The following is a 25,019-nucleotide window of genomic DNA, read 5'->3' as shown; positions in this document are numbered from 1 at the left end:
ACCTTTTACGTTGAGTCCGAGGCGCCTCTCTGGCGCGTGCGCAAGATGCTGGGTGCTCGTTGCAGACACGAGATTTCAAACTGGCAGCCACGGCAGGTTTGATCTCATCCTATGATGAATTCGCAGGGGAGCGAATATGCGAACAATCAATCTTTGCGCGGCCGTCGCTCTCTGCATCGTGCCATACAGCCAGCTGGCGGTCGAGAGGTTTCCGTCGAACGCGTTTTGTATATATTTCGACCATCGGTATCTCTGCCATACGCAAGGATACCGTGAGGCCGAGGGGAAATCGGGTTCGGCCAAGGCGCTCAAGGGTCCCCCCATTGGCTGCCTAGGGCATCGACCTATGCAGTAAATCTAAGGGAAAATGCACCCGTGTTTACGGACACGGATGATTGGGTCGAGCACCAGAAGATCAATGTCTCCGTGCCGGCGATGACTCTCCATAGCGCGCTGGTATTCCGGTTTCTTACTTGGCGCACACGCATCGTCAATAGTTGGCAAGAGAGCTAGCTCTGGCACTGTCGATGGTTAGACGCGATCACCCCCGCTAAGCGCGCTGCCTTGATGAAGGCTTTGCGCGCAGCCTGTGGAGAGCGGCAGCCATCGAGAGCGTCCCGACACGCACGACTGTCTGCGCGGTAAGCTGGCCCCGGGCACAGTCGGGCCATTGCTCGCTCATGCATTCGATTGTCTCCCACGAACTCAAACGACACGCTCGCCGTTGCGTCTTAAGGCCATTTTGATCAGATCAGGAAAACCGACGTCGTTCATCGTAAAACTCACAATCTTTGCCCCGGAAAATGCGCCGACTGTTTAGACCGGATGACGAACAAATCTCCGTTTAGTTCGAAGCGGACGCACCAAACGGGCCGACGGTCTCCGCCGCGACAACTTCGTCCAGGCGGGGAGCAAGAAGATCATTCCTGTGCGCGAAGGCGAAGAACATGCCGCGAGCGGTCTCTGCCTCTATCTCCCCAGCGAGAGCTGCCCTGCAGGCTTTGAGAGCCATGGCATGGGCCGCATTTCTGTTTGACGGCGGCCACTCGTTGAGGATGGCATAGGCTTCCAAGACGGTGTTGACCTCTCGTGGCAAACCAAGGCCAACGATGATGGTGACCGGATGTTCGAAGACGTTGTGTTCCACGGGCTTCCTCCTTTCTTGTGTGGGTCGGGCAGGCCCGGCAATCTGCAATGTGTCGGCAGCGGGCCAGCACCTCGGGGCGGACGTTGTCGACCGTCTATCAGCCATGCCCTCACATCGCTTATGATGCGCCGGGCATCAGCTGCCTGAAGGTGCGATTTCTGGCCTCGGTTTGTTGTCTGAGAGTTTTCTGGCGGCCAGAAACATTAGCGTATACGCGGCTTTTCGCCGGTCCCAGCCCGCAGCCTCGGTTCTGTCGAGCAAATCTTCCAGCACCACATCGAGCGCAACCTTCAGCTCCGCCTCGTAGTTCAGATCGGTGGCCGCGCGCGAGGGCGGCGGGATCACGTTCAAGTTCATCACGTTCATGGCTCTACCCATTTGTCAGGGTGTCCGCGCCCACCGAGCGCGGACACCGTTGCGTTCATCAGAAGTCCATGCCGCCGCCCGGCATTGCCGGAACTGCGGGTTCCTTCTTCGGCTTCTCTGCAACCATCGCTTCCGTCGTTACCAGCAGGCCGGCAACCGATGCCGCATCCTGGAGCGCGGTCCGCACCACCTTTACCGGATCGATGACGCCCTCGTTGTAGAGGTCGCCGAACGCGTTGGTCTGCGCATTCCAGCCCCAGCCGAATTCCGGCTTCTCGCGTAGTTTGCCGACGATGATTGAGCCTTCCGCGCCGGCGTTCTCGGCGATCTGGCGCACGGGCGCTTCGATCGCGCGGCGTACGATCTCGATACCGTGCTTTTGGTCCTCATTCTCGGCCTGCACGCTGTCCAGTGCCTTGGCCGCACGCAAAAGCGCCACGCCGCCACCCGGCAACACACCTTCCTCTACCGCAGCGCGCGTCGCATGCATGGCATCGTCGACACGGTCCTTGCGTTCCTTGACCTCGACCTCCGTCGAGCCGCCGACCCGGATGACGGCGACGCCGCCGGCCAGCTTGGCCAGCCTCTCCTGCAGCTTCTCGCGATCGTAATCGGAGGTTGTCTCGTCGATTTGCGCCCTGATCTGACTGACGCGCCCCTGGATCTCGCTCTTTGAGCCGGCGCCGTCCACGATGGTGGTGCTCTCCTTCTCGATCACAACCTTCTTGGCGCGGCCCAGCATGTTGAGAGTGACATTCTCTAGCCTGATGCCGAGATCTTCCGAGATCGCGGTGCCCCCGGTGAGGATTGCAATATCCTCCAGCATAGCCTTGCGGCGGTCGCCGAAGCCCGGCGCCTTGACGGCGGCGACTTTGAGGCCCCCGCGCAGCTTGTTGACGACCAGCGTCGCCAACGCTTCGCCCTCGACATCCTCGGCGATGATCAGCAGCGGTTTGGACGACTGCACGACAGCTTCCAGCACCGGAAGCAGCGCCTGCAGATTGGACAGTTTCTTCTCGTGAATCAGAACATAAGGCTCTTCCAGCTCGACGCGCATCTTGTCCTGATTGGTGATGAAATACGGGCTGAGATAGCCGCGGTCGAACTGCATGCCTTCGACGACTTCGAGTTCGGTCTCGGCGGTTTTCGCTTCCTCGACGGTGATGACGCCTTCGTTGCCGACCTTTTCCATCGCCTCGGCGAGGAAGCGACCGATCTCGGCGTCCCCATTGGCCGAAATGGTGCCGACCTGGGCGATCTCGTCATTCCTGGTCACCTTGCGGGCGTTGATCTTCAGCTCGCCGACGATCGCCTCGACCGCCTTGTCGATGCCGCGCTTCAAGTCCATCGGGTTCATGCCCGATGCAACCGCCTTCGCGCCTTCGCGAACGATCGCCTGGGCAAGTACGGTCGCAGTCGTGGTGCCGTCGCCGGCAAGGTCGCTGGTCTTCGAGGCGACCTCGCGCACCATCTGGGCGCCCATGTTCTCGAACTTGTCCTCGAGCTCGATCTCCTTGGCGACGGTCACGCCATCCTTGGTGATGCGCGGCGCGCCGAATGATTTGTCGATCACGACGTTGCGGCCCTTGGGGCCGAGCGTCACCTTCACCGCATTGGCGAGGATGTCGACGCCGCGCAGCATCTTCTCGCGTGCTTCGGTATTAAATTTCACTTCCTTGGCAGCCATTGGATCACTCCTTTATCTAGGCAGCATTCGTTGACTGGTTGGATTTCGAAGAAGCCATCACGCGGCCTTCTTCACTTGGGCGGTCTGCTCGATCACTCCCATCACGTCGCTTTCCTTCATTATCAGCAGGTCCTCGCCGTTGAGCTTGATCTCAGTGCCAGACCATTTGCCGAACAGGATGCGGTCGCCGATTTTGAGGTCGAGCGGCGTGAGCTTGCCGCTCTCGTCACGGGCGCCTGGGCCTACGGCAACCACCTCGCCCTCCTGCGGCTTCTCCTTGGCGGTGTCGGGGATGATGATGCCGCCGGCGGTCTTTTCCTCGGCTTCGATGCGGCGGACCAGGACACGGTCATGCAATGGACGGAACGTCATATCGTTCTCCTTCGGGATAAACAGATCTTTGAGGTTCCTCCACACCGGACCGGCAATATCGGCCAGTGCGGGGCGCTGCGACCCCTTTTCAGGCATCGCGCGAATATCGAGCTAGTTTGGAATTTTCTAGTTTCAAGGGGTCGCTTCAAAAATTTTGGCACTCGGCAGTTCGGAGTGCTAGGGGCATGAATGCATGGAGCTATTTTCGCTAGGGCAAGCGATTCTCAGGTCTTGAAATTCGCTCTGCACTCCACGAATTTTTTGTCGTTGGAGTCCCGACAAGGGGTCCTACAACACAACGATGCCAAGGAGATTGTTAGGAAACGGAGACTGTCGATGGAACGGACCTCGTCAAAAAACATCCCCTCGATCGCCCCTGAACCCTCTGATCCTTCGCTTGACCGCCTGCTGTTCCCGGCGCGGCACTTTAATCACCCCGATGAGGTGGCGGGGGACCGCACGCTCGACATTCAGGAAAAGCGCGCCATTCTTGCCTCATGGGCATCGGATGCTTGCGCCGTCGAGTCCATGCCTGCGCTGCGAAGCCCACCAGGTGCTGCGAGTCCGGTGACATTTGACGCCGTCATGGATGCACTTCGCCGACTGGACGATAGTCGCGCTGAGGTAGGCAATGACCTTGAGGAACGGCGGGACCGAGAACGCCCGCAAAGACTTGATGCCTGAACGCGCGCGATAGGAGAGATGCATGGGCAGCAGGGAATTCCGGCTGCAGATGGAGGGCTATGGTCTCACAACTGCGGAGATCCACTACCATCTTCCCGATCATCCAAGCCTTTTGCAGCTCTACGTTTGGCAGGAATACGATCTCGCACCGGAATTCCCGACCCTCAAAGGCTTTCTGGATTACTGGGAGCGCGAACTCGAAGGCGCGCTGCATTCCGTGCGCGTCGCCCACCACCGCTTGATCCGGCCCGCCGAATGGCATGCGGTAGACGGCATCTTCACAATTCAATAGCCGGCCCAAGATCCGCTCCCCTTGAACTGAAAAGAGGCGTTTCCAATGTTCTTATGTGTCCAGCGCGGCTGCCGGATGTCGAGTTGAGCAGGACGGAAGGATCGCATGGAAACGATCCTCTTTGAGAATCCCGTTTCCGCCATGGTTTGCCGTGGCGTTGGCCAAGCTCGTCGGCATCGTTTGCAGGAGGCCGCGCACGGTGAGGGAGGCTTCAGTTGCCCAATGGTTTGAAGGGAGGTCACTATGGAAAGCGCGACGTTCAAACAGCCGGTTTTCGTGAGAGACGACGGCAGCGGTGTCCAAAAGATCGGCTGTGTCATGGATGCGATAGAGTTTCTGGAAGAATGGCCGGTTGAAAGGCGCGGTCTCCTCCACGCGGCGGCGTCCGATGCATGCTACTCCGCTTACGATGGTCGGAAGTCTGTCGAGGCGGCGAACAAGGCCTTTACAACTTGGGCACGCAGGGTCGGTGTCATTGAGGACGTGCCCGTAGCGCCACAGTGGATGACAGGGCCGAAGATCAGCACAGCAGACCTTCTTATGGAAAGTGACGGCTAAATTCACTGCGGCGGTAATCTACCGCCGCAGCATCAGAGCGGCGCGTCACCGGGGCAACGGGCGCAGGAAGGTCAAACATTTCGGATGGCTTCTTCGGCACACACAACTTACCAAGCGGAGCGCACGAATGAGCGCGTCTGCCTGAATGGAAGCCGTTGACGGCATCCTCACCATTAATAGCCGGCGCCCGGGCCCCTTTTGGCCGGATCCCCCAAGTCGGCTTTCGTCGTCGGGCTCGACTAGGTCGATTAGGTCCCCGCAATTGTTACGTCGTTTATAGGCCCGAGGACCGAGACAACGCCTTGGAGTGTCATGGTTATCCTTTCCCTGCCGTTCGAAGTACCCGCGAGTAGATGGACATTCATTGGAGCGCTTCTCAGCCATTCGAAGGCGATCGCGAAACTGCTTTAGCGGTCGCTCTTGACTCAGCAGAAATCGATCCCCAACTCATCTTCGTCGGTCGCCGCGCAAGGGGCCGATCTGTCAGGGAGCGCCAGGCTTCTTGGCGTTCCCTCGTGCCTATGTTGCTCCAAGGAGGATGTAGTTATGAGAACGAACCTGGACTTTTCCCCCTTCTATCGGTCGAGCATCGGCTTTGACCGCATCTTCAACCTGCTCGAAAACGCCAGCCCCCCACAGAACGCGGACAACTGGCCGCCCTATGACATAGCCAAGCTCGGCGAAGACACCTACCGCATTGTCCTTGCGGTCGCCGGTTTCGGTGAGGACGAGCTTACGATCACACAGGAGCCAAATATGCTCGTGATCGAGGGCGCCAAGACAGAGAACGACGAGGTTATGTACCTCCATCATGGCTTGGCCCTGAGGTCGTTCGCGCGCCGGTTCGAACTGGCTGACCATGTGACCATTGTCGGGGCAAAGCTCGAAAACGGTCTGCTGATCATCGACCTCAAGAAGGAAATTCCCGAGGAGATGAAGCCGCGCCGCATCGCGATTAATGCCGAGACAGACAAGAAGGCGGCCTCCAAGCGCATTGAAAGCGCGGCGGCCTGATCTCTGACGGTCGGCCTGCACCCGCACCCGTCCTATCGTGGATGGGGTCCGGGTGCGTCCCAAAAACACGCAAAGGAGAAGGACAAATGAGCGTACGTGACTTGATTCCCTGGAACCGTGGTGGCAGCCAGGCACCGAGTACTTATCGCGGTGACGACATGGATCCGTTCCTGTCGCTGCACCGCAATGTCAACCGGCTATTCGACGAGGTGTTCCGCGGTTTTGACACCCCTTCGGTATTGAGCCGCATGGCACCTCTCAACGGCACTTGGCCAAGCGTGGAGTTCTCGGAAACCGACAAGGAAATCCGGGTGACGGCCGAAATCCCTGGCCTCGATGAAAACGGCGTCGAGGTCATGTTGGACGATGGTGTTCTAACGCTTCGCGGCGAGAAGAAAGCAGAGACCGAGGACAAGGACCGCCAGTTCAGCGAACGCTATTATGGGAGTTTTGAACGGCGTTTCAGTCTCGGTCGTGAGGTTGAAGCCGACAAGGTGGCGGCGACCTTCAAGAACGGTGTGCTCACCGTGACACTGCCGAAGACCAAAAAGGCGCAGGCAAACGCCAAGCGGATCGCAATCAACGGCAACAAATGACGGTCGAGAAAAGGCCGGGGCTCGAATGAGCCCCGGTCCTCGCAGATAGCGAGGAACATCAAATGACGGAGCTACTCACAGGAGCCAAACAATCGAGCCGCATCACCTCAAGGTCCCGGGAGGGAGAGGAACTCCAACTGTTTGATGGCTGTCTCAACACCCCGGCGCCAGTGGCGCACCAATCGGCACAGATCTTTCGGCCTAGCCGCCCGGTCACGACATCGGTGCGGGTCAAGTGCCGGCCTTGGCGTGTTCGAACGCCGAACCCGGCCCGTCATTGATCATCCGATCCACCTGAGCGGCCTCTACGAAACGTTCGAACGTTTTTCCTTGAACGGCTACCCGTCCGACAGACTCAGACGAAAGAGCCGCGTCATGGGAGCTGCAATCACAGGGAGGTAACAATGACAAGTCTGTCTTTCTTTGCTCCCGTCCAGGTTAAAACCAACGAGGTGATCCACGATATCAACTCGGTGCGGGAGGCGCTCGTATTCTTGAATCAATGGCCAAAGGCCCGTCGGGGACCGGTATACAGCTGCGCAGTGAGAAGCTGCAACGCCGCGATCGCCGGGCAGATGCCAACCGAACAGGCGCGGCAGGCATTTGTCAGCTTTGCCAGGATTGCCGGCGTCTTGGCCAAATCCGATTTCTCGCCATTTGCCGACGTGCAAAAAGCAGCACAAAAGTCGCCGAGGCGCCTTTAATCACTAATGGGAAGACGCCAAGGGCTTTTTAGACGGTCGATCATTTGGTTCAACAGTCGGTCTTCGGTGGACTCGTCCGTTAGGGTCTCGTACCAACTCCATGGGCTGCCAGAACTCGCGGCTATGCTCCGACTATCAAGCAGTTTGCCCCGATCGTTCGCCTGCAAGAAGTGCCTCGAAGTAATCGCCAACGCCCCAGGGGCTTGGCCCTAATTCTGGTTTGCGACGACGTTTCTTCATGCCGATATCTATGCCTCTGGGTTCTTTGATTGCTGCTCCTCATTTTTGCCAAAAACGATGATCTCGCAGCAGGGTTCCCCGCCACCTTGAGCCAATCATTCAACTCTTATTTAAAACGATGCAAAAGTATGAATGGGGATGCCCAGACATGCATTGCCGTTCGCCAAAATAGTCGGGATTAATCCACCTTAACATGCAGATCGTCAGCCTCCGGACAATGCGCTTCCCGAGAACCGCGAGCCCGTGCAGGCCGCACCTTACGCATCGGGCCTAACCAATCTTGGAAGGCGTTTTTGGGCGTTCAATCGTGGATTTCCGGTCCTCTGGCGTCTGGCCGCTTTGGCGCTCACCACGGCCCTTAGCGCAGTCTCCTGCGACGTCAGCTTTCAGGAAATGGCAAGGCCGAACTATACGGCCGAGATGAGGCGCAAAGCTGCCGTTCGCGTCGTGGAAGCCGCCCCGTCGGCTTCGCGTCAAAAGCCGACATTCGACCGGCGGTCTCCTCTTGCTGACATTGTGGCCAATTAGCGGGCGCGCCATGATCGAGGGCGCGGAAAGGCCACTAGGCCAGATCGATGGTGCACAAATTGCGCCAGGACTGCCCTCCAATGAAAATGGCCGAAATTCACCGATGCAAACTGGCCGCTTCAAGGCTCCAATGGAAAAGGCGGACGATCAAACCTGTGCATCGAAGTCTCGGATCAGGCCAAGGCCATCAACCGGTCATAGGACCTAAGTCGTATTCCCCTCAAGACTGAAGCCCCTGGTGGGAACTAACCCGTGGAGCAGTCGTTTCCTCAACACTTTCAATATCAAAAGCAGGAACTCATGGCAGACGGATCTACCGTTGTGAACTCCGGCGGCGGGGAACTGCTGTCGCAGTTGTTCTTGCCATAGTGGCGATGGTGATCCTGCTTCTCTTCACCGGTATGATTCATCTCGGGAGTAGTGGTGGGACCAAAGACATCAACGTCAAGGTGGATGTGCCGAAAGTTGAAGCCCCAGCGCCCGCCGCCCCAGTGGCTGCACCGGCCGCTCCCGCTAGTGGCGGCTGAGCATTGTGCATGGCACCAGCGCGAGAGGTTGAGCGCTGGAGCCGCTTTGTGAATGTCGCGATCAAGGAGCAAGGCTATGGATGAGCGGCACGACAGCCTTATCGGGGCAGGGTGGTTGTCGGCGGTGCCCGCGTCACTTGCGTTGACGCTGCTTTTCGCAGGCTTCTTTCTGTCATGAACCGATTTCTATTTCTCGCCGCTGACTTTCTGTCGCGTCCGCCCGGCTTCTATATGTTGGTCGTGGCAATGGTTCTCTGCACGTTATTGGTGCCGTTCGGTCTTACAAATGCTGTCACCTACGCGCTGTCGGTTGCGGCAATTATCATCACCGGCGTTGTGCTGATTCAGGGCTATCGTGACACGGCCGCCATACATGCAAAGCTGGACGAGCTAATTATTGCGTTGTCAGAAGCGCGGAACGACGTGGTTGGGCTGGAACATGCCGAGCCGCACGTGATCAAAACGAAACTGACCAAGCTTGAACAGGAAGCGGTAGCGGATCTGTCGGTCCAGGCTCCGCAAGAGCAGGCTGACACCTGAGAAATTGAATGAAAGCCCGTCGCCCACCAAGAGGAGACGAGCTTGCGAGGTACCATCGAAAACGTCCGCTTTGCCGGTCAAGGCAGGGAACTCGTCGTCACCCGACAACTGCCTAGCAGCCATAAACCGTCCTTGGCAGCGCTTCATTTCAAGTGGTCTGGAACGAATGCGGCAGCGTTTAGTTTGAATAGCGACGGGACACGCACGGAGAAATTGAAATGACAAGCCGACCAAATATTTTGGCCAGCACCGCTCTCGGTTTGCTGATCGCCTCAACGCCGTTCGGGGCGCCGCTCAGCAGCATAGCGTTTGGTGCTGCACGGTTCATAGCATCTGAACCGCCAATTCTTATCAAGCTAAAGTGCAAGGAGGGCGAGTCTGCCGAAGCCTGCGCACTGAGGCAGCAGGCTCCGGCCGAAACCGCTGCTCCGCTTCCAACGACCGAACCGCAGCCTGCTCAGCCTGAGGCAGCCCCAGCGCCTGAGGCAGCCCCAGCGCCTGAGGCAGGTCCAGTTCCAGAATCTGCTCCCCAGATCGACCCGTCCGCGAAGGAACAGCCTGCCCTGCCGGCCGTGACCACACCACAATCCCAGCCTGCGCCGGCTTCCACCGACCAACAGGCGCCGGCGGTCGACAAATCGGCACCGCCCAAGCAAGTCGAGCCTGCAGGTCAGGCGCCCGCGGTCAACCCGCCTGCCTCGGCCCCTGCCGCGGTCGACGAGCCTGCCCCGGCGGCCGAGCCTGCATCGAAGCAGCCCGTGACTGGAGAGCAACCTTCAACCGATCAGCAACCCTCAACCTCCGAGAAGCCAGCCAGTGGCGAGTCGGCGAAGCCCGCTCAAAACGAAAAGCCAGTCCAGGGCGAGGCGCCAGCAAATTCGAACGCCGCGCCCATCCTCGACAGTGAAAAGGATGCAAAACGTCCGGGCAAGGACGGCAAACCGGCTGCTCAGCAAAGCGATGGCGGTCAGACGTCCGCGCCTGCGGCTGCCCCAGCAGAGGCCGGACCACCGCCTGCTGACGACAAGGCGGCGCAGCAGGAGATCAAGCCGGAGAAGATCGTTCCGGTGACGGACGAAAAGGGGACCCGCCGTGACAAGGCGCCAGAAAGCCAGGCGCCGGATCGCCCAAAAGGCGCTGATGTCCTCACGGAAATTGGCGGCCGGATTATTATCCAGTTCAACAACCAAACGATAGTTGAGAGCAACGAAGCTCCGCGAATGAACCGTGGTGCCAAGGACGTGTACTACGAAGATTTGCCGGGCGGCCGCACCCGCGAGACGATTATTCGCGACAACGGCAACCAAATCGTCACCATCCGCAACCGCTATGGTGACGTCATTCAGCGCTCGCGCATCACGCCGGACGGCCACGAGTATGTGTTGAGCTATGTCGACGAGCGGTATTACCAGGATTTGCACGATTGGCGCGACCCTGGGGATGACCTGCCAGCGATGCGCCTCTCCATCCCGCGCAACCAATATATCCTGGACTCCGAATTGGTCGAAGATCCCGGTGACTACTACACCTTCCTCGAACAACCCCCGGTGGAAAAGGTCCAGCGCCTCTATTCGGTCGACGAGGTCAAGCGCTCCGCGCGTGTGCGCGACATCGCCCGGCGCGTTGATCTCGACACGTTGAATTTCGAGTCCGGATCGGCAACGATCTCGGACAGCGAAGTCAAAAAGCTGCAAGGTGTCGCGGACGCAATGGAGCGGTTGCTGAAGAAGAACCCGGCGGAAACTTTTTTGATCGAGGGCCACACCGATGCGGTTGGTAGCGACAACGCAAACCTGGCCTTGTCCGACCGTCGAGCCGAGGCAGTTGCCGAGGCTCTTACCAACGCCTTTGGCATCGCGCCAGAGAACCTGACGACCCAAGGCTACGGCGAGCGCTATCTTAAGGTGAACACGACAGGGCCGGAACGCCAAAACCGCCGTGTCGCTATTCGCCGCATCACGCCGCTTGTCGCGCCCGTCGCCAGTTCCAACTGAACGGCACGTCTCGCGATTCGGCCAGCTTGCCGATTCGCGAGACGCTTGCCGCGCCGTAGCAGCGCGATGCCAATCGTTCTGCGTCCGACTGCCATCCGCTGGCTTGGGTTGGAGCAAATCCGCGCAACCCATCCGGTCTTCCATCTATTCGATGGGGAAGGAAGGTGCGGGCTAGATGCCTAGTGAAGGCATGATCATCAGAGCCTGAGCAGTAGTACGCGGCAAGATCGTCGACCCTGATACTGTAGAGGCTGGCCCTCAGAGCCAATTGGTCGAGCGCATCTTTGCGAGCGAGGTCTCGGCGAGCCGCGACTTGCTGACACCGCGAACGAGCCAAAATTCGTTCACGGCCGCTGGGTGAGCTTCGCAGAAACTGACGGGCGCAGTCGGCAATGACGTCGGCGTCCCGCCAGGCATATACGGCTGGCGGACAATGGGCTTGGCTCCGCCACCGGACTTAAGTCTTATCAAATAGCGCAAAGGTCCTAGCCGTCACTTGAATTGGAACACGCTAGAGCCAAGGTCGTTGTTTCCCTCGAATAGTTGGGAGAAATCAGATGGATAGAAGTGTGCGTCAAGCGCGCTGGTTGCTCGCTCCGATCTTCGCAACGGCGATGGCCGTTCTTGTAATCGGCATCGCTCTTTCCTGACAACCGCAGATTGGCGCAGTCTCGTCCCGTCCTGCGCCGATAGGGTTCGCCGTCTACAGCGACTGCCGAGCGAACCCTCGTTTTTTCAATTTTCGTAATCATCAAGGAGAGAAGTCATGGCTGACGGTCCAACCGTTATTAACTCAGGCGGCGGCGGAGGCGGCGGCACTGCCATCGCGGTCGTTCTTGCGATTGTCGCAGTAGTAGTGCTGCTGCTGTTCACCGGTGTAATCAACCTCCATAGCGGCGGCAACGGACAGGACATCAACGTCAAGGTGGAAGCGCCAAAGGTCGTGGCGCCGGCAGCGACTGCTCCTGCGAAACCAGCCGAACCTGCACCGGCAGCGCCGGCTCCAGCAGCGACTGCTCCTGCAAAGCCGGCCGAACCTGCCCCAGCCGCGCCCGCGCCCTCCAGCGGCGGTTAAGTAGCGCGCGTTCTACTATAAAAGATAAAGATCTGGAACAATATATATTTGGAAGAGTTGTGTTTTAGCAGTGAAAATGCTGCTCAATTGAACATAGTAAAGGAAGGTTCAGCCATGAAGAAGTATCTTGTCGCTACCGCTGCAGGTTTTGTGATGACCGCGGGAATTGGCGCCGCTTTTGCGGAAGACGTCATCATCCTCAAGCCCGAGCAGCAGACGGTCGTTCGCGAATACGTCCACTCGCACAAGCTTGCTTCCGTGAGCCTGCTCGGGGTCGAGCTTGGCGTCGGCACCGCGCTGCCGGACACCGTCGAACTGCACGCCATCGATGTTCCTGACGTGAAGTACAAGTATACGGTCGTCGGAGACCATGCGGTCTTGGTCGACCCGGACACGCGCAAGGTCGTGCAGATCATCGAATAATCTGCTTCGATCAAGGAAGGCCCGCCGCTGCCGTTGATGGAGCGGCGGGTTTTCCATTTTTGCTCGGACCGCCCCATTCGGAGGCTCCATCCCCGAACCTGCCTCCCGAGTATTCGTTATGCTATGAGCAGTGGGTGGGGCCGCTGTGAGCCCGCGCTTTCCAGTGTCGCAGGCCGAAGCCCGTCGTTAGGGGTGGCGGCGGGCTTTTTCGTTGCGGCTCGGAACCTCACTCATCACGGCCTGTTAATCTGCAGCAGCCGGTTCTTGCCGGTTCTGGCTGCTGACTGAGAGTCCCTCCTCGGTCGGCCCGCGTCCTGCTATCGGGCGCGGGCCACTCCGCAATCCGCCTACGCCATACGGAGTTTTTGAGTTTCGGAACCATTTTAGCGCATGCTAATTGTATCGCCGGGCGTGAGGTTCAATGCATGCGTTTGAGCGAATAGATATTGAGGTCGAAGACGCGCTCGACGCCTCTTGGCGTTTCTTCGCCAGCGGTCGGCCTGATCGGCACCTTGATGCGCTGGACTTTGCCCGCGCCCCTTCTCCCCGAATGCGAGGCTGCGACCGTTTTGTTGAATCCAGAAAGCGGCTAAACGATAAACCGCCTGGCATGTCGGAACATTAGCTGTTTCGACTAGTTTTGGTTCATGCTTCGGACGTTGTCACTGGCATCCGGTGCAAAGGCTGGTGGGAGCCGGCCCGCGTCATTGGTCCCTCCATGACGCGGGCTTTTGCAAGCTCTATCAGCTATATGAGCAACTCCTGAAACAAAATTCGGTCTGAACGTTATGGATTTCGCCAGAGCTCACTCTGGCTGCTTCAGAACCCTCCCGCTGGCTTCGGCAGGCGGGTTTTTTCGTTTCGCTAGGAACTTCGCTCGTTGCGGCATGTTGATCAACGGCGGCTGGTTTTCTTCCGCACCGGCTGCTGACTAAGAGACCCTCATTTCTTGGTCGGCCCGCGTCCGCTGCAAATGGGCGCGGGCCAATCTCTGCGCAACCGCAGGGGGGCGTCACCGGTGCCCAACGGAACATTAGGGCCATCTAATAGTTATAGCTGAGCGGTAAGACTTTATGACATCGGGTGACGGATGAAAATGACAGCAAGGCGGATTGCAATCCAGGAAGGGTATGCAAACAACGAGAGCCCAAAGGCTATCGCCACACGACTTAACTGTAGCGTGGCTTCTGTCAAAGCTACGGCCAGTCAGCTAGGCATCACCCGCAGCCAGAAAGCTGCGTCAGACTTTCGGCGTGGCTTCGCAGTCCCGGCAGAGATGCTGGTGCACTACAAGAAACTGATGGCCAACAGATTCAACTCGAAGGAAAGTGGAGAGCTTCTGGGGCTGGTGTGATGACACTGATGAGCGAACGTTGCGAGAAACGTTCCGTTAACCATTCGGGCTCACCCTCATTAAGCGGCTTCAAGCACCGCGTTACAGGCAACCGACAAAAGGCCCGTCGCTCCCGTACCCCTCGGAGCGGCGGGTTTTTGCAAAGTGGCGCGGCAAGGAATGCAACCAGGAGTGAACGTGAAGAAGACCTACGCACGACCGACGCTCATCAAGGCTGCCAAACTGGCGGCGATTGTGGCCGTTGCGGTTTCTAAAGGCGCATAGCCAGCAGTAGCGCAGATCATTGCTGACGCCCAAAAGCCACGCTAGATGCGGGGTTTTTCTTTTGAGGAACCATTTTAGCGCATGCTAATTGAATCGCCGTGTAGCGGGTGGTTCATGAGTTTGAAGTTTATTGAGCCGTTGATGCCGACCCTGGTGGAGAAGCCTCCCGAGGGCGAAGGCTGGCTGCATGAGGTGAAATTCGACGGGTATCGTTCCCAGATGATTTTAGGGGACGAGGGGACACGGATCTTCACGAGACGTGGGCTGGACTGGACTTCCAAGTATCGCGACCTCGCCGCGGCCGGCGCTGCGCTTGGTGTCGAAAGCGCCATCATTGACGGCGAGATCATCGTTCTCAACGACAATGGCCTGTCGGACTTCGGCGAGTTGCGTAAGGCGATCACGCGCCGGCAGCACGATCTGTATTTCGTCGCCTTCGATCTGCTGCACTTGAATGGCCAAGACTTGCGCGACATGCCGTTGGAGGACCGCCGCGAGATCCTGCCCGAGATGATACCGGACGGCGGCCGCATCCAGTTCAGCCAGGCGCTACCGGGCGACGCCAAAGCGATCTTCCATCTCGTCGATAATGCCGGGCTCGAGGGAATGGTCTCGAAGCGCAAAGACAGCAAATATCGAAGCGGCCCGTCAACCAACTGGCTGAAGGCCAAATGCTATGCGATCGGCGAGTTCGATCTGCTAGGCGTCGAACGCGAGGCCGGTAAGCCAGCCTTCGCTCTCATGGCAGAGCGCGGCACAGGGCGCTATGTCGGCAGCGCTTTCATCACCTTGAACCGGGAATTGCGCGAACGGCTCTGGAAGCGCGTCCAGGACCATGCGGGGACGGCGCCCAAGGGCATGAAGCGGCCGGCCACGCAATGGGTTAAGCCGGGGCTCGTCGCGACTGTGAAGCACTTGCGGGGCGAGGAAGACCTGCGGCATGCCTCGCTGCAGGATTTCAGGGAGGACGACCAAAATGGTGGTGAGTAAAAAGGACCATGAGCGTTTTGCATATGCGTGGATGTACGGCGTCCAAGCCCGTAAGGACGGCAAGGCGCGAGACGTGCCCCAGTACTGGGACGAATATGCGGACGCGTGGCTGAAGGGCTTCGACGGCGAACCGATTGCCGACACGCCCAAGTCTGTCACCGGTCATCTGGAAGCGGAACTTGACGAAGCTGCGGTCAGCAAGCCGCCTCCGGGATTGCGCTAGCGGGATTTGCGTGGGGCTCAACTCGCCGGCAGTCCGATTGCGAGTACGATTGTATCGCCCGCACTGATATTCTTGGTCATATGGCCAGAACCGGTCGCGTCTTCAATGAGGAGCACGCTTCCGACAGGGAACTTCCGTGTTTCGCCATTGGTCGTCGTTATCTGATATTCGCCCTGCACGGTCACGAAAGCCATACGGCGCGGTGCTGGATGAGGGACATCGCCTTTCCATGTTGGCACTGTACCTAGCCAGAAGGCATCCACTGCGGGCGAAAACTTAGCTGTATAGAGCGGTTCGGCGGGCGGCGCTGCAAATCCAACCTCTAGCTCCGCCTGCTGATCATCGAAGCATGAGGCCCCCTCTGAATCAGCAAAGACCCTCGAATATCGCATCCGCATAGGCGTATCTCCCCGCCGAACATTGCGGAATTATAGTGGAAGCCCCAAGCCGACGCGAGGCGGTCTGCGCGCTTTTCATAGGGCTATTGGCAACCGACAAGCGCAAGGATTATATTCCTCCCGTTGCGGCGATCCCCCTCAAACGGAGTTCGCTACCATGGCCAGGACCAAACTTTCCAAGCAACTTTCAGAGACTGAGATCGAACGCTTTCTGGCGGCGGCGGAAGCGCTGCACAAGAGCGTTGTGCAACCGCTGCTCTCGCCTAGCTGCGATCACTTCCGAGCGCTTCAGGAAGCCCATGGGGCCATGCTGAAGACGGTGCGGGATATTACAGGCAAGGATGCGCCGTTCATTCGGTGGAACGGGACAGGGCCAGTGCGGCCTCCTACGGCAGGGTAGCCCGATAGGCTTAATTGCGCGATTGCTAATATGCCTTTAATTTCATCAACGCGGGATGTCCCAAAGTACCCGCAAGTGGCCGGTGCGGTCTGCCCCCACCTAGGAAGCCCAACCCGCATCGGCCATCAAATCGATGGCTGGGTAGCCGCGCGCTTAGATGCCTTGGCGCCAAGCCGCCGCGCGACATGAATCCAAAGCCCTCGTGATCTCTTGCAGGTCATCGATGCCGGATTCAAAAAGGCTCATGATGCGCAGCGCCAAGGCGTCTCTGGCGTCCCTGTCGTTTTGGAGGCCGGCCTTCTGGCAATAGTCATCAAGGATTTTGGTGAGTTCGGCAAGCTGTGCCGAGTTAGCCGTGGTTCTGGTTTTCATCGCGCTTTTCCCTTGTCGGGCGAAAGCGTGATCTACTCTTTCAAGCGCTCGTTGCCGTGCAGATCGAGCGACTAGGGGATTGTACGCCCTCCTAGTGGATTAGCGAGTCAATTAGCAGATCAACCGGCAGGGATCGGCGGCCGGTGTTCTTCACTGTGGTTCCTGACTATGAAGGCATCAATGCGAAGCGCAACCGCGACTAGAAGCCGACACCTTCGCCCTCGTCGGCCCAAGGCAGATCAGCTAAAAGGACGGGAGGCAAACGGGGGGACGCAATGTCTGCGACTGCTTACAGTTTGGTCGGGTTTATCTCATGGGCACTGATCTTGCTGATCGTGATGGAAGTGATCCGCACCTATCTCGTCGTTTCCGGAAGGGTGCCCGCCAATGGGTTTGCGCCTGATAACGGCGGCCTCTCTCCCTTCATGCAGAGATTGGCGCGCGCTCACGCGAACTGCATCGAAGGGCTTCCGATCTTCGGCGGTTTGCTCGGCGTTGCAATAATGACATCGAGAACAGCGCTTACCGACCCTCTAGCTTATACGCTATTGGGGGCGCGCATTGTCCAGTCGGTAATCCATCTCGTTTCGACTAGCCAAATTGCAGTGAGCCTGCGGTTCACGGCATTTGCCATTCAGATGGCAATTGGCGCGTACTGGGTGTGGGCGCTCCTCTCGTAAGCGCAACGATGATGGCGAAAGCGAACGCCAGGCGCCGGAAGGCTAATGCTTGCCGGGTAGGAGCAGCGCTATCACGCCGAGCGCGGCCATCAGGAGGCAAGCGGCCAGGCCGAGCATGTCACACCCTGCCGGTAGCGCCAGACCGCGCCAGCGACATCGAATTGGCCGGCCAGCTTCATAGGCGTATAGTGTGATCGCGGAAAGGGAAAATTATCGAAACGGTCCATCGGCCATGTTCAGGTTGACCCTCGCTCTCGTCTTCGTGCTGACCTGTGGCCCAGTGTCGGCAGTAGAGCATTGGTTTGCTGAAGATGGCGACACGCTGTGGCATGACAAGAAGCAAGTTCAGCTGCTCGGTATCGATGCTCCCGAACTTTTGCAGCCGTGTTTTGATGCTGCTGACAAGATCTGGCCTTGCGGCAGGTATGCGCGTGACCACATTCGCCATCTCATTGCCTCTGGGGATGTATCCTGCACCATCGAAGGCAGGGACCGCTATGACAACGATGTCGGTGTCTGTTTCGTTGGAAGCATTGATCTCGGACGCGACCTGGTGAAGCACGGATTGGCGGTCGCCGACAAACAAGCGCCTCGATACCTTGCCGAAGAGCGCGAAGCCCGCATTGCCAAGCGGAACTTGTGGTCAGGGAACTTTATGGATCCCGGCGAATATAGGCGGGGCGGACGCCCATAGCTGGGCCATCAGTCGATGACTCGCGCGGCCCAGCGTCGCCGTTGCCCCTCGGCTATGCGCTCCCGTCCCTCGAGCGTTTTTGGACCGGTGGACATGCCCCCATGGAGCCGGCACCGATGTTTCCCAGGCACCACCCGCATTTGGCAAGGGCTTTTCGCTCTTGTGCTCGCGCCGCAGGTGGGACGTTGATCTTTGGGGAGCGGATTGCCGCTTCCGAATAGGCCTTTGTCGTTGAGTGCTCGGCATCGTGAACCAAGATGACAATCCGGGTCTTGGCAGAGGTATTTCTTGCTTCCGCTCGGGCAAGCGAACACCTTGTACCTGCACCATAATTCCCACTGTGATTGTTCGACCCGACGGTCTTGAGGGCCAGCGGCAATAAGGGCAGCAAAAGCCTCCGCTCTCTGGCGGTCTTCGAGGACCCGTTGGGCCAAGATTTCTGCATAGAATTTTTTCAACCACCTTCCTCCGCAGAAAATAACTCAACATTCCTCAACATGCGCACTAACACCCCATGACGAGCGACTAAAAGCGAGTGGGTCCAACGCGACTTCGACAAATTGCGACGCTCGTCCGAGCGAGTGCGGTGGCCCGGGAAACGCTGAACGGGGCACTGCCCCGGGGCCTCGAGATGACGATACTTCCACTCCTGGGCAGCCCTCCAGAGGCATTGTGCAGTCTATGCCGCTGGGCTTGGCCGTTTGGTCCGAGCTGCTCAAAGGCGCCTTCTCGTGTACGGCAAGAGATCACGGTCCTCTTGCTGTTAGAAGCGGGCTTGGGCCGGCAACCAAGAGGCAACCCTAGCGGTTGGTCCGGCGAAGGCAGTCCGAATGTCGGCAAATGTTGCTCGATAGATTCCTGCAACCAGTTACCTCGTGGAGTGGGCAAGCTCCCGGGTCTAAAATCACTAGCCTTTTAGCGCAATTCGCTAACAGGAAATGCTGGAGAACAATCGGCTTTCCAAACCATGTTCCCAAGGTTGGAGAGCACTTTCCACGTCAAAAGGGCATTTTGGCAAGGGTATTGAGAGCATCCAAGCCCGTGTAGCGATAGTTGCCCTTACCAAGTGGGGGGATAAGGCCGGCCTTCAGTTTGCGATGAAATGCGGTCACATATGAAGTCGTCTTTGACCACACCACGGCCCGGTGACGCTCTTTATGCTCCCGCCTATCCCTTTGGACCTCAGTCTCGACAGAGAGCTGGGGTGCTGACGGGGCAAATTTTGTGCTCGCGCCTGCGACCTTGCCGGTGTTGAACGCGTCGATCGCGTTGAGAATGTCTCGAACGTCAGAATCCTTCACCCGCGCACAGTAGACTTTCAAGCAGGCGTTGTTCTCTGACCGCGTGGGTCCTGCGAATCCCTGGAACATTTCTTCCAACGCGGCCAATACTATCACTGTGTCGCTCCTATTCACCATGTATCTCCATAGCTATCTTGATGAAAGTGTCAGTGTTGCTCGGCTTCTGCTCAGGTGATCTTCTCAGATTATGAGGATTCTGAAAGGGATAGATTTTATGTTTGGATATGGGATCTGGATTATGGAGGCTTCGATCCTGGTTGTCCCAGGCAGAACCGGTTGCTTCTGCTATGCGGTTGTTAATATTGCGGGGACGGCCTCCTTTTTTGCCATTTTCTGTATTTTTTTTGCTGCGAGCGCTCACATATTCCCATTCGATTTTGAGCCGCTTTTGCGTAAGAAACGTCTCTTCGACCAAGAGGAAAGGGAGCAAGCGCACCTTCATTTTGCGCCACTTTGCGAGCGTGAGATTTACAGTGCGGGCAAGATCTGGATCGTAGTTGGAGACCTTGCCGCCACGTCGCCACATACCTATCAGGAGCAAGACGTATGCGCCTTGCTCCTCGGTCGTCAGGTGCGTTGTGTCCGCCAGGTGAGCGTCGACAAAAAACGGCATATAGGGGGCGGCGCTCATCGCTGCGGGCCTTTCACGATCCATGTAGAGATGGAACAGGTGTCGCAAACCGGTAGCTGGCCTGAGAGCGATTTGACCGAGAGCGAAGCAGATACGGGTCGGTGGGCATTGCGGGGAATGCCGCGTCGCGTTATTGTGATCACGCAATAAACTTTCTTGAAGGCTCACCCCTGGCCGGGGGTGAGCTTTTCTATTTCAGGGCTTGAATTTGCGTGCGCGCATGCATCGCCTAGTCTCCGCGGTTGCGGGGGAACACTGGGGCCTCGGACGTTGAGCGGCGAGGGTCGCTGATGCGGGCTGCCGCCCAGAAATTCAGATCAACTGGGGCATAGATTGGGAAACGGCCCGCCATGCGAAACGTCGGTCCGCCGCCAACACACGCAAGCTTTGCCAGCCAGTTGGTCGAGCACGGAATGCCCCATGTATCGCGGACATGTTGCGCGGCATCCTCGCGACGAAGGTAACGTTTAGCATCAGTCATCAATTCGACTCCTCACCGGAATGATTCCGGTCAAGTCGAGAAATGACGGGCAAAAAAAACGAAAAAAGCCCGCGAGGAAATTCAATCATCATTCCGGGTTGAATTTTTTCAAAGCTTCGTACATCTCATCAAAATTCTTCGGATAGGATTCCACGAGCTCGGGATTCTCGGCGACCCATTTGTCGAAATCCTGCCTAGATTGTCCGAGGAATAGCCATTGAACGGGTGGAGGTTGAGGAAAGTGGTTCCTGCGAGCGGCGGAGCTTTTCTCAATGGGTAAAGACGTCCTGGGTTGCGTGAGTAGGAGGAACCGTTTGACCTCGTGAAACCTGAGTGCCGCAAATCGAGCGCTTAGCTTCTTCGATTTCCATGCGTCATCTTTGGCAAGTCGGGCGCAAACTTTCGGAATAGACTCCTTGCCAGATACGTAGGAAGCAAGGATCTCGCGGTACAGGTCCAGATAGTCCTTGCGAGGTCTACCTGGCCCGCGAGGCTCCTCGTAGAGGATACGAAAACCCTCCACATGAGTGTTGGCAAGCGCTCGCGCAAGAACCTCCCATCTTATTTTTCCGTCGCTGAACGCATCATGGTGCTGTGCCAATAGCTCGAGCTTACGATCTAGAGTCTCCTTGTCCCTGTTTCTCGCTTGTTTGAAACGCTCCGCACCAAGCTTGGTAATTCCGCTGATGTTTGGCGCCGACATAACCATCGGTTTTCCGAGCTCTCCTGGATATGTGTAGACGGCGGCCAGCTCTTGCTTTTCCATTTTGCTCCTAAGAATTGCCAGCTAGATGTCGGGCGGCTAGTCACAACACTCGCTGCTTTACGGGTTGGGTCTATTAACTAGATGTGACGTTTAGATTCTGTCGTATCGCCTCCGATACGTCGTTGGCTGCAGCTATCAACACTGCGTCGATGCGACGAATGTAATGCCGCTCGGTCACACCCTGGCGCGCATGCCCGAGCATGTCGCCGATGGTACCCCCGGAAAAACCCATATCGCCGGCAGTGCTCGCGAAGGTGCTGCGCAAAACTTTCGGTGTCGCCGCAATTTTCGCGCGCATCAACAATTGGTTTAGCGGCTTCTTGAAGCTGGAATTCCGATCCCCGCGCGCAGCAGGGAAAAGCCATTCGTCGGATAGTTTTGGAAGGCCTTCGATCAATTGAGCCGCAGCTTTTCCGATTGGACGCGTACTTCTACCGGTCTTGCTGTCGCCAAGGGCAATCGTTTGAGCTGCAAGATCAATCTCGGCCCATCGCAACGATGCAGCCTCACCAGGACGCAAGCCTGTCATCGCTAGAAGCCTGCAGACAACAATGGCGGTTGGAGAAATGAGGCCCTTGGGCGCCACCGGTCCGCGCCTACCGATACTGTGAGCCGATTTGCGAGCTGCTTCGAATTCAATCCACGCACACTCGGCTTCGCCCAGCACAACGCCTAGGGCTCGGAGCTCCTCGACAGACAGGCGGCGGTTTGTTGGATCACCTTTGATGCGGTCAGTTCCTGCCGAGGGACTTGGTCCCGAGACATGCCCCCTTTTTTCTGCCCATCGCCAAATTCCCCCAAATAATTCTGCAGTGCGTGTTGCGATGCCCGTTCCCCCTGTCACCCGTGCGCGCCCTCTGGGCTTGGTGGACTCAGTCACGGCCGTCTTACCAGACGCAATGCTGTCGATCATTTTCTGCACATCTGCGCGACTTACTCGGTCTGTGCGGACGTCGCCTATCAATGGTTTTATGTGACGCTTTATCATTCCGCGGTCGATCGCGAGAGTGCTCGCCTTTTTTGGCTTCTTAAAGCGAGTGGATACCAGTCCGGCTTCTGCGGCCTCCATGTAAAGATCACAAATTTTCTCAACAGTTGGGATGTCGGATAGGGTACGCTTCTCAGCCGTTGGATCGCGACCCTCTGCCACTTCGGTCAAACGATCGTTCGCAATCTTCCTGGCCATATCGAGCGTGAGCGGTCCGTAACGACCCAGGGTCAACCGGCGGGTCTTGTTGGCAATGCGCACGTCGACAAAAAAGACCTTGCGGCCCGTTGGAAGAACCTTGACGCCAAAGCCGGGAAGCCGACCGCGATCCCACAATATGTATGCCCCGACACCTGGTTTGAGAGCATCGAGCTTTGACTTGCTGAGTTCGGCCACACGTCTCTCCCTTCGCGCTACAGCAGGCAAATAGCAGGCGCGTGTTGGTAAGTCGAGGACCAGAGCGGAAAACTCCAGAAATAGATCATAGAGAAAATGAAAGTGATATCAGTTATTTAGGTCGATAAGGAAATCTAAGCCCAATGGAGGTAACCTCAGAGCCCTTCGTTTACACCGAAGATGTCGGCGGTTCGAGCCCGTCATCGCCCACCATTTACAGGTCCTGTTGGATTGAATGATCGGATCGCTGCGATCCGGCCTCCTACTTGACCCCGAGGCCGGCGGTCAGGCCGCCGTCGATCTTGTAGTCGGCGCCGGTGCAGAAGCCCGCCTTGGACGAACACAGGAAGGCGATCAGCTCCGCCACCTCTTCCGGCTCGCCGATACGGCCAAGCGGATGGGCTTCGCCAAAGCGTTTAAACGCGGCTTGGATGTCAGCGTCGCTCCCGCTGTCGCCGCGCGCCGCTTTTTCCAGGATCGGCGTACGGATCGATCCCGGGCTCACCGAATTCACGCGGATTCCCTGACGCGCATAGTCGAGCGCCAGCGAGCGCGTCAGCGTATGGATCGCTCCCTTTGTCGTCGCATAGGCGGCGACGTTCTGCTGGCAGGCGTGGCCCTGCACCGAAGCCAGGTTGACGATGGCGCCGCCGCCACGCTTGATCATTTCGGGAATGCCGAAATGAGCGGTGAGGTAGATGGAGCCGACATTGACGGACATCGCCCGGTTCCAGGTCTCGAAATCCGTGCTCGTTGCCGTGCCATAAGGGTGCACGGCGGCAGAATTGACGATGACGTCCAGTCCGCCGAAGCGCGCGACGCCGGCAGCGATCGCCCGGGCCACCTGATCGGGCACGGAAACGTCCGCCGTCACCACCAGCGCCTTTGCGCCGGAACCATCCAATTCCCTTTGCATCGCCGCGTTCGCGCTGCCGTCGATGCCGCAGGCGATGATCGCCGCCCCGCCGGCCGCCAGGCGCTTAGCGCTTGCCAGGCCGATACCGGTGGTTCCGGTCACCAGCGCAACCTTGCCGTCGAAATCCTTCATGGCTCAAGCTCCGTCATCGCGTCGTTGGGATTGCCGAAGTTTCGAGTCCGGCTATGGTCCAACAATACGGCTTTGGCTTCGCTGCGGAAGGGACCTTTATGGAACAATGTTGGCGCTGGTACGGGCCGGACGATCCGGTCACGCTCGATCATGTCAGGCAGGCAGCGGCGACAGGTGTCGTGTCGGCCTTGCACAACATCTATGACGGCCGCGCCTGGCCGTTGGCCGACATCCTGGAACGCAAGCGCGTCATCGAGGCGGCGGGGCTGACCTGGTCGGTGGTCGAGAGCATCCCCGTCCACAACTCGATCAAGATCGGCTCGGCGGAGCGGCAGCGCTACGCGGATTTTTACAAAGACACCATTCGCGCCCTGGCCAAGGCCGGCATTTCGACCATCTGCTACAATTTCATGCCCGTGGTCGACTGGACCCGCACCGATCTCATGTATCGGTTGCCGACCACCGGCTACGCCTTGCGCTTCGATGCGATCGACTTCGCCGCCTATGATCTGTTCGTGCTGAAACGCAGCAATGCGGAGGCCAGCTACAGCCCGGCGCGCATCGCGGAGGCGCAAGCGCGGCTGAAGACACTAAGCGACGAGCAGATCGACAGAATAGAGCGCAATCTCATTGCCGGGCTGCCCGCCACCGAGCGCAGCTACAACAGGCAGACGATGCGCGATGCGCTCGCCGACTATGCGGCAATCGGCCCGGTGGAACTGCGCGCCAACCTTGCCTGGTTCCTGAAAGAGATCATTCCGGTCGCGGAAGAAGTCGGCGCGCGCATGTGCATCCATCCCGACGATCCGCCGTTTTCGCTCTACGGATTGCCACGCATCGTCTCGACCGCCGATGATGCGCGCTTCATTGTGAATACGGTCGACAGTCCCGCCAACGGACTGACGCTGTGCACCGGCTCCTACGGCACGCGCGCTGACAATGACATCGTCGCCATGATCGAAGAATTCGGATCGAAAATCCACTTCGCCCATCTGCGCAACGTCACCCGCGAAGACGATGGCTCGTTCTTCGAGGCCGAACACCTGGAGGGCTCTACCGACATGGCGTCGGTGATCCTGGCGCTGATGCGGGAAGAGGGGCGCCGGCGCGAGGAGGGCAGGGCGGACTGGCGCATCCCGATGCGCCCCGACCACGGCCATCTGCTTGCCGACGACATCGGCAAGACCAGGATCAACCCCGGCTATTCACTGATCGGCCGTCTCAAGGGCCTCGCCGAACTGCGCGGCATCATGCGGGCGGTGGACCGCTTCGGGCTGGCTTGATCT

At 58.3% G+C, this 25,019-nt stretch carries 28 protein-coding genes; 15 read left to right on the top strand and 13 right to left on the bottom strand.

Features of this window, described 5'->3' with window-relative positions; genetic code table 11:
• Window positions 1–509: 509 nt before the first annotated feature.
• The 5 genes from AC1DXU_RS15490 to AC1DXU_RS15470 form a co-directional block, all read right to left on the bottom strand.
• Window positions 510–671, bottom strand: coding sequence for a DUF982 domain-containing protein (locus AC1DXU_RS15490; protein ID WP_477370369.1), 162 nt, complete (start codon window positions 669–671; stop codon window positions 510–512).
• A gap of 173 nt (window positions 672–844) precedes the next feature.
• The gene (locus tag AC1DXU_RS15485) at window positions 845–1,147 is read right to left on the bottom strand and encodes a DUF982 domain-containing protein (RefSeq protein WP_477369781.1); all 303 of its coding nucleotides are present in this window, start codon (window positions 1,145–1,147) and stop codon (window positions 845–847) included.
• Window positions 1,148–1,282: 135 nt separating this feature from the next.
• Complete coding sequence (locus tag AC1DXU_RS15480) at window positions 1,283–1,513, bottom strand: hypothetical protein (protein ID WP_477369778.1); 231 nt, start codon at window positions 1,511–1,513, stop codon at window positions 1,283–1,285.
• Window positions 1,514–1,571: 58 nt separating this feature from the next.
• Window positions 1,572–3,200, bottom strand: a complete 1,629-nt coding sequence (groL, locus tag AC1DXU_RS15475; protein ID WP_477369776.1) for a chaperonin GroEL — start codon at window positions 3,198–3,200, stop codon at window positions 1,572–1,574.
• 57 nt (window positions 3,201–3,257) lie between these two features.
• Entirely contained in the window at window positions 3,258–3,572 is a 315-nt protein-coding gene (locus AC1DXU_RS15470; protein WP_477369773.1) for a co-chaperone GroES, read from the bottom strand.
• Window positions 3,573–3,908: 336 nt separating this feature from the next.
• Between AC1DXU_RS15470 and AC1DXU_RS15465 the strand changes: the two genes are divergently transcribed.
• From AC1DXU_RS15465 to AC1DXU_RS15410, 12 genes are all read left to right on the top strand, one after another.
• Window positions 3,909–4,256: a hypothetical protein gene (locus AC1DXU_RS15465; protein WP_477369770.1), complete on the top strand. Its 348-nt coding sequence runs from the start codon at window positions 3,909–3,911 to the stop codon at window positions 4,254–4,256.
• Window positions 4,257–4,278: 22 nt separating this feature from the next.
• A complete protein-coding gene (locus tag AC1DXU_RS15460; protein WP_477369767.1) occupies window positions 4,279–4,548 on the top strand; it encodes an usg protein in 270 nt (89 codons plus the stop codon).
• A 243-nt stretch (window positions 4,549–4,791) separates the two neighbouring features.
• On the top strand, window positions 4,792–5,106 hold the full coding sequence (locus tag AC1DXU_RS15455) for a DUF982 domain-containing protein (protein ID WP_477369764.1): 315 nt from the start codon (window positions 4,792–4,794) through the stop codon (window positions 5,104–5,106).
• Window positions 5,107–5,652: 546 nt separating this feature from the next.
• Complete coding sequence (locus tag AC1DXU_RS15450) at window positions 5,653–6,120, top strand: Hsp20 family protein (protein ID WP_477370367.1); 468 nt, start codon at window positions 5,653–5,655, stop codon at window positions 6,118–6,120.
• A gap of 86 nt (window positions 6,121–6,206) precedes the next feature.
• A complete protein-coding gene (locus AC1DXU_RS15445) occupies window positions 6,207–6,716 on the top strand; it encodes an Hsp20/alpha crystallin family protein (RefSeq protein ID WP_477369761.1) in 510 nt (169 codons plus the stop codon).
• 404 nt (window positions 6,717–7,120) lie between these two features.
• Window positions 7,121–7,420, top strand: a complete 300-nt coding sequence (locus tag AC1DXU_RS15440; protein WP_477369758.1) for a DUF982 domain-containing protein — start codon at window positions 7,121–7,123, stop codon at window positions 7,418–7,420.
• Between the two features lie 1,469 nt (window positions 7,421–8,889).
• A complete protein-coding gene (locus AC1DXU_RS15435; protein WP_477369755.1) occupies window positions 8,890–9,255 on the top strand; it encodes a low affinity iron permease family protein in 366 nt (121 codons plus the stop codon).
• Window positions 9,256–9,473: 218 nt separating this feature from the next.
• Entirely contained in the window at window positions 9,474–11,249 is a 1,776-nt protein-coding gene (locus tag AC1DXU_RS15430; protein WP_477369752.1) for an OmpA family protein, read from the top strand.
• Between the two features lie 766 nt (window positions 11,250–12,015).
• Window positions 12,016–12,324, top strand: a complete 309-nt coding sequence (locus tag AC1DXU_RS15425; protein WP_477369749.1) for a hypothetical protein — start codon at window positions 12,016–12,018, stop codon at window positions 12,322–12,324.
• Window positions 12,325–12,438: 114 nt separating this feature from the next.
• On the top strand, window positions 12,439–12,747 hold the full coding sequence (locus AC1DXU_RS15420) for a DUF1236 domain-containing protein (RefSeq protein ID WP_477369747.1): 309 nt from the start codon (window positions 12,439–12,441) through the stop codon (window positions 12,745–12,747).
• A gap of 1,732 nt (window positions 12,748–14,479) precedes the next feature.
• On the top strand, window positions 14,480–15,355 hold the full coding sequence (locus AC1DXU_RS15415) for an ATP-dependent DNA ligase (protein ID WP_477370364.1): 876 nt from the start codon (window positions 14,480–14,482) through the stop codon (window positions 15,353–15,355).
• Window positions 15,342–15,578, top strand: a complete 237-nt coding sequence (locus AC1DXU_RS15410) for a hypothetical protein (RefSeq protein WP_477369745.1) — start codon at window positions 15,342–15,344, stop codon at window positions 15,576–15,578. Before AC1DXU_RS15415 ends, AC1DXU_RS15410 begins: the two co-directional genes overlap by 14 nt.
• Before the next feature lie 17 nt (window positions 15,579–15,595).
• Here the strand turns inward: AC1DXU_RS15410 and AC1DXU_RS15405 are convergent, their stop codons facing one another.
• Together AC1DXU_RS15405 and AC1DXU_RS15400 are read right to left on the bottom strand one after the other, a co-directional pair.
• Window positions 15,596–15,976 (bottom strand): cupin domain-containing protein, encoded by a 381-nt coding sequence (locus AC1DXU_RS15405; protein ID WP_477369743.1) that lies wholly within the window; start codon window positions 15,974–15,976, stop codon window positions 15,596–15,598.
• Window positions 15,977–16,529: 553 nt separating this feature from the next.
• Window positions 16,530–16,748 carry a hypothetical protein gene (locus tag AC1DXU_RS15400; RefSeq protein ID WP_477369741.1) on the bottom strand — a complete coding sequence of 73 codons (219 nt, stop codon included), beginning with the start codon at window positions 16,746–16,748 and terminating at the stop codon, window positions 16,530–16,532.
• A gap of 275 nt (window positions 16,749–17,023) precedes the next feature.
• On the opposite strand from AC1DXU_RS15400, the gene AC1DXU_RS15395 reads away from it, so the two are divergent.
• The gene (locus tag AC1DXU_RS15395) at window positions 17,024–17,428 is read left to right on the top strand and encodes an MAPEG family protein (protein ID WP_477369739.1); all 405 of its coding nucleotides are present in this window, start codon (window positions 17,024–17,026) and stop codon (window positions 17,426–17,428) included.
• Window positions 17,429–17,618: 190 nt separating this feature from the next.
• A complete protein-coding gene (locus tag AC1DXU_RS15390; RefSeq protein ID WP_477369737.1) occupies window positions 17,619–18,122 on the top strand; it encodes a thermonuclease family protein in 504 nt (167 codons plus the stop codon).
• Window positions 18,123–18,130: 8 nt separating this feature from the next.
• Here the strand turns inward: AC1DXU_RS15390 and AC1DXU_RS15385 are convergent, their stop codons facing one another.
• From AC1DXU_RS15385 to AC1DXU_RS15360, 6 genes are all read right to left on the bottom strand, one after another.
• A complete protein-coding gene (locus AC1DXU_RS15385) occupies window positions 18,131–18,436 on the bottom strand; it encodes an HGGxSTG domain-containing protein (protein WP_477370361.1) in 306 nt (101 codons plus the stop codon).
• Between the two features lie 684 nt (window positions 18,437–19,120).
• On the bottom strand, window positions 19,121–19,519 hold the full coding sequence (locus tag AC1DXU_RS15380) for a hypothetical protein (protein ID WP_477369735.1): 399 nt from the start codon (window positions 19,517–19,519) through the stop codon (window positions 19,121–19,123).
• A 10-nt stretch (window positions 19,520–19,529) separates the two neighbouring features.
• Entirely contained in the window at window positions 19,530–20,054 is a 525-nt protein-coding gene (locus tag AC1DXU_RS15375; protein ID WP_477369733.1) for a YdaU family protein, read from the bottom strand.
• A 569-nt stretch (window positions 20,055–20,623) separates the two neighbouring features.
• Entirely contained in the window at window positions 20,624–21,301 is a 678-nt protein-coding gene (locus tag AC1DXU_RS15370) for a hypothetical protein (RefSeq protein ID WP_477369731.1), read from the bottom strand.
• Between the two features lie 73 nt (window positions 21,302–21,374).
• On the bottom strand, window positions 21,375–22,685 hold the full coding sequence (locus tag AC1DXU_RS15365; RefSeq protein WP_477369729.1) for a tyrosine-type recombinase/integrase: 1,311 nt from the start codon (window positions 22,683–22,685) through the stop codon (window positions 21,375–21,377).
• 262 nt (window positions 22,686–22,947) lie between these two features.
• Window positions 22,948–23,733: an SDR family NAD(P)-dependent oxidoreductase gene (locus AC1DXU_RS15360; RefSeq protein ID WP_477369727.1), complete on the bottom strand. Its 786-nt coding sequence runs from the start codon at window positions 23,731–23,733 to the stop codon at window positions 22,948–22,950.
• A 98-nt stretch (window positions 23,734–23,831) separates the two neighbouring features.
• Here AC1DXU_RS15360 and uxuA point away from each other — a divergent pair, with 98 nt between their 5' ends.
• Complete coding sequence (gene uxuA, locus AC1DXU_RS15355) at window positions 23,832–25,016, top strand: mannonate dehydratase (RefSeq protein ID WP_477369724.1); 1,185 nt, start codon at window positions 23,832–23,834, stop codon at window positions 25,014–25,016.
• The last annotated feature ends 3 nt before the right edge of the window (window positions 25,017–25,019 follow it).

The sequence above is a fragment of the Mesorhizobium sp. P3_A10 genome (assembly GCF_056403175.1).
Note: the sequence above shows the minus strand (reverse complement) of the source record. Positions and strands in the feature narration are given on the sequence as shown.

What these genes read in the sequence shown, in the direction of transcription:
- AC1DXU_RS15490 (WP_477370369.1), bottom strand. Translation starts at nt 671, where the DNA reads ATGGCCCGACTGTGCCCGGGGCCAGCTTACCGCGCAGACAGTCGTGCG.
- AC1DXU_RS15480 (WP_477369778.1), bottom strand. Translation starts at nt 1,513, where the DNA reads ATGAACGTGATGAACTTGAACGTGATCCCGCCGCCCTCGCGCGCGGCC.
- groL (WP_477369776.1), bottom strand. Translation starts at nt 3,200, where the DNA reads ATGGCTGCCAAGGAAGTGAAATTTAATACCGAAGCACGCGAGAAGATG.
- AC1DXU_RS15470 (WP_477369773.1), bottom strand. Translation starts at nt 3,572, where the DNA reads ATGACGTTCCGTCCATTGCATGACCGTGTCCTGGTCCGCCGCATCGAA.
- AC1DXU_RS15465 (WP_477369770.1), top strand. Translation starts at nt 3,909, where the DNA reads ATGGAACGGACCTCGTCAAAAAACATCCCCTCGATCGCCCCTGAACCC.
- AC1DXU_RS15460 (WP_477369767.1), top strand. Translation starts at nt 4,279, where the DNA reads ATGGGCAGCAGGGAATTCCGGCTGCAGATGGAGGGCTATGGTCTCACA.
- AC1DXU_RS15455 (WP_477369764.1), top strand. Translation starts at nt 4,792, where the DNA reads ATGGAAAGCGCGACGTTCAAACAGCCGGTTTTCGTGAGAGACGACGGC.
- AC1DXU_RS15450 (WP_477370367.1), top strand. Translation starts at nt 5,653, where the DNA reads ATGAGAACGAACCTGGACTTTTCCCCCTTCTATCGGTCGAGCATCGGC.
- AC1DXU_RS15445 (WP_477369761.1), top strand. Translation starts at nt 6,207, where the DNA reads ATGAGCGTACGTGACTTGATTCCCTGGAACCGTGGTGGCAGCCAGGCA.
- AC1DXU_RS15440 (WP_477369758.1), top strand. Translation starts at nt 7,121, where the DNA reads ATGACAAGTCTGTCTTTCTTTGCTCCCGTCCAGGTTAAAACCAACGAG.
- AC1DXU_RS15435 (WP_477369755.1), top strand. Translation starts at nt 8,890, where the DNA reads ATGAACCGATTTCTATTTCTCGCCGCTGACTTTCTGTCGCGTCCGCCC.
- AC1DXU_RS15430 (WP_477369752.1), top strand. Translation starts at nt 9,474, where the DNA reads ATGACAAGCCGACCAAATATTTTGGCCAGCACCGCTCTCGGTTTGCTG.
- AC1DXU_RS15425 (WP_477369749.1), top strand. Translation starts at nt 12,016, where the DNA reads ATGGCTGACGGTCCAACCGTTATTAACTCAGGCGGCGGCGGAGGCGGC.
- AC1DXU_RS15420 (WP_477369747.1), top strand. Translation starts at nt 12,439, where the DNA reads ATGAAGAAGTATCTTGTCGCTACCGCTGCAGGTTTTGTGATGACCGCG.
- AC1DXU_RS15415 (WP_477370364.1), top strand. Translation starts at nt 14,480, where the DNA reads ATGAGTTTGAAGTTTATTGAGCCGTTGATGCCGACCCTGGTGGAGAAG.
- AC1DXU_RS15410 (WP_477369745.1), top strand. Translation starts at nt 15,342, where the DNA reads ATGGTGGTGAGTAAAAAGGACCATGAGCGTTTTGCATATGCGTGGATG.
- AC1DXU_RS15405 (WP_477369743.1), bottom strand. Translation starts at nt 15,976, where the DNA reads ATGCGGATGCGATATTCGAGGGTCTTTGCTGATTCAGAGGGGGCCTCA.
- AC1DXU_RS15400 (WP_477369741.1), bottom strand. Translation starts at nt 16,748, where the DNA reads ATGAAAACCAGAACCACGGCTAACTCGGCACAGCTTGCCGAACTCACC.
- AC1DXU_RS15395 (WP_477369739.1), top strand. Translation starts at nt 17,024, where the DNA reads ATGTCTGCGACTGCTTACAGTTTGGTCGGGTTTATCTCATGGGCACTG.
- AC1DXU_RS15375 (WP_477369733.1), bottom strand. Translation starts at nt 20,054, where the DNA reads ATGAGCGCCGCCCCCTATATGCCGTTTTTTGTCGACGCTCACCTGGCG.
- AC1DXU_RS15370 (WP_477369731.1), bottom strand. Translation starts at nt 21,301, where the DNA reads ATGGAAAAGCAAGAGCTGGCCGCCGTCTACACATATCCAGGAGAGCTC.
- AC1DXU_RS15360 (WP_477369727.1), bottom strand. Translation starts at nt 23,733, where the DNA reads ATGAAGGATTTCGACGGCAAGGTTGCGCTGGTGACCGGAACCACCGGT.
- uxuA (WP_477369724.1), top strand. Translation starts at nt 23,832, where the DNA reads ATGGAACAATGTTGGCGCTGGTACGGGCCGGACGATCCGGTCACGCTC.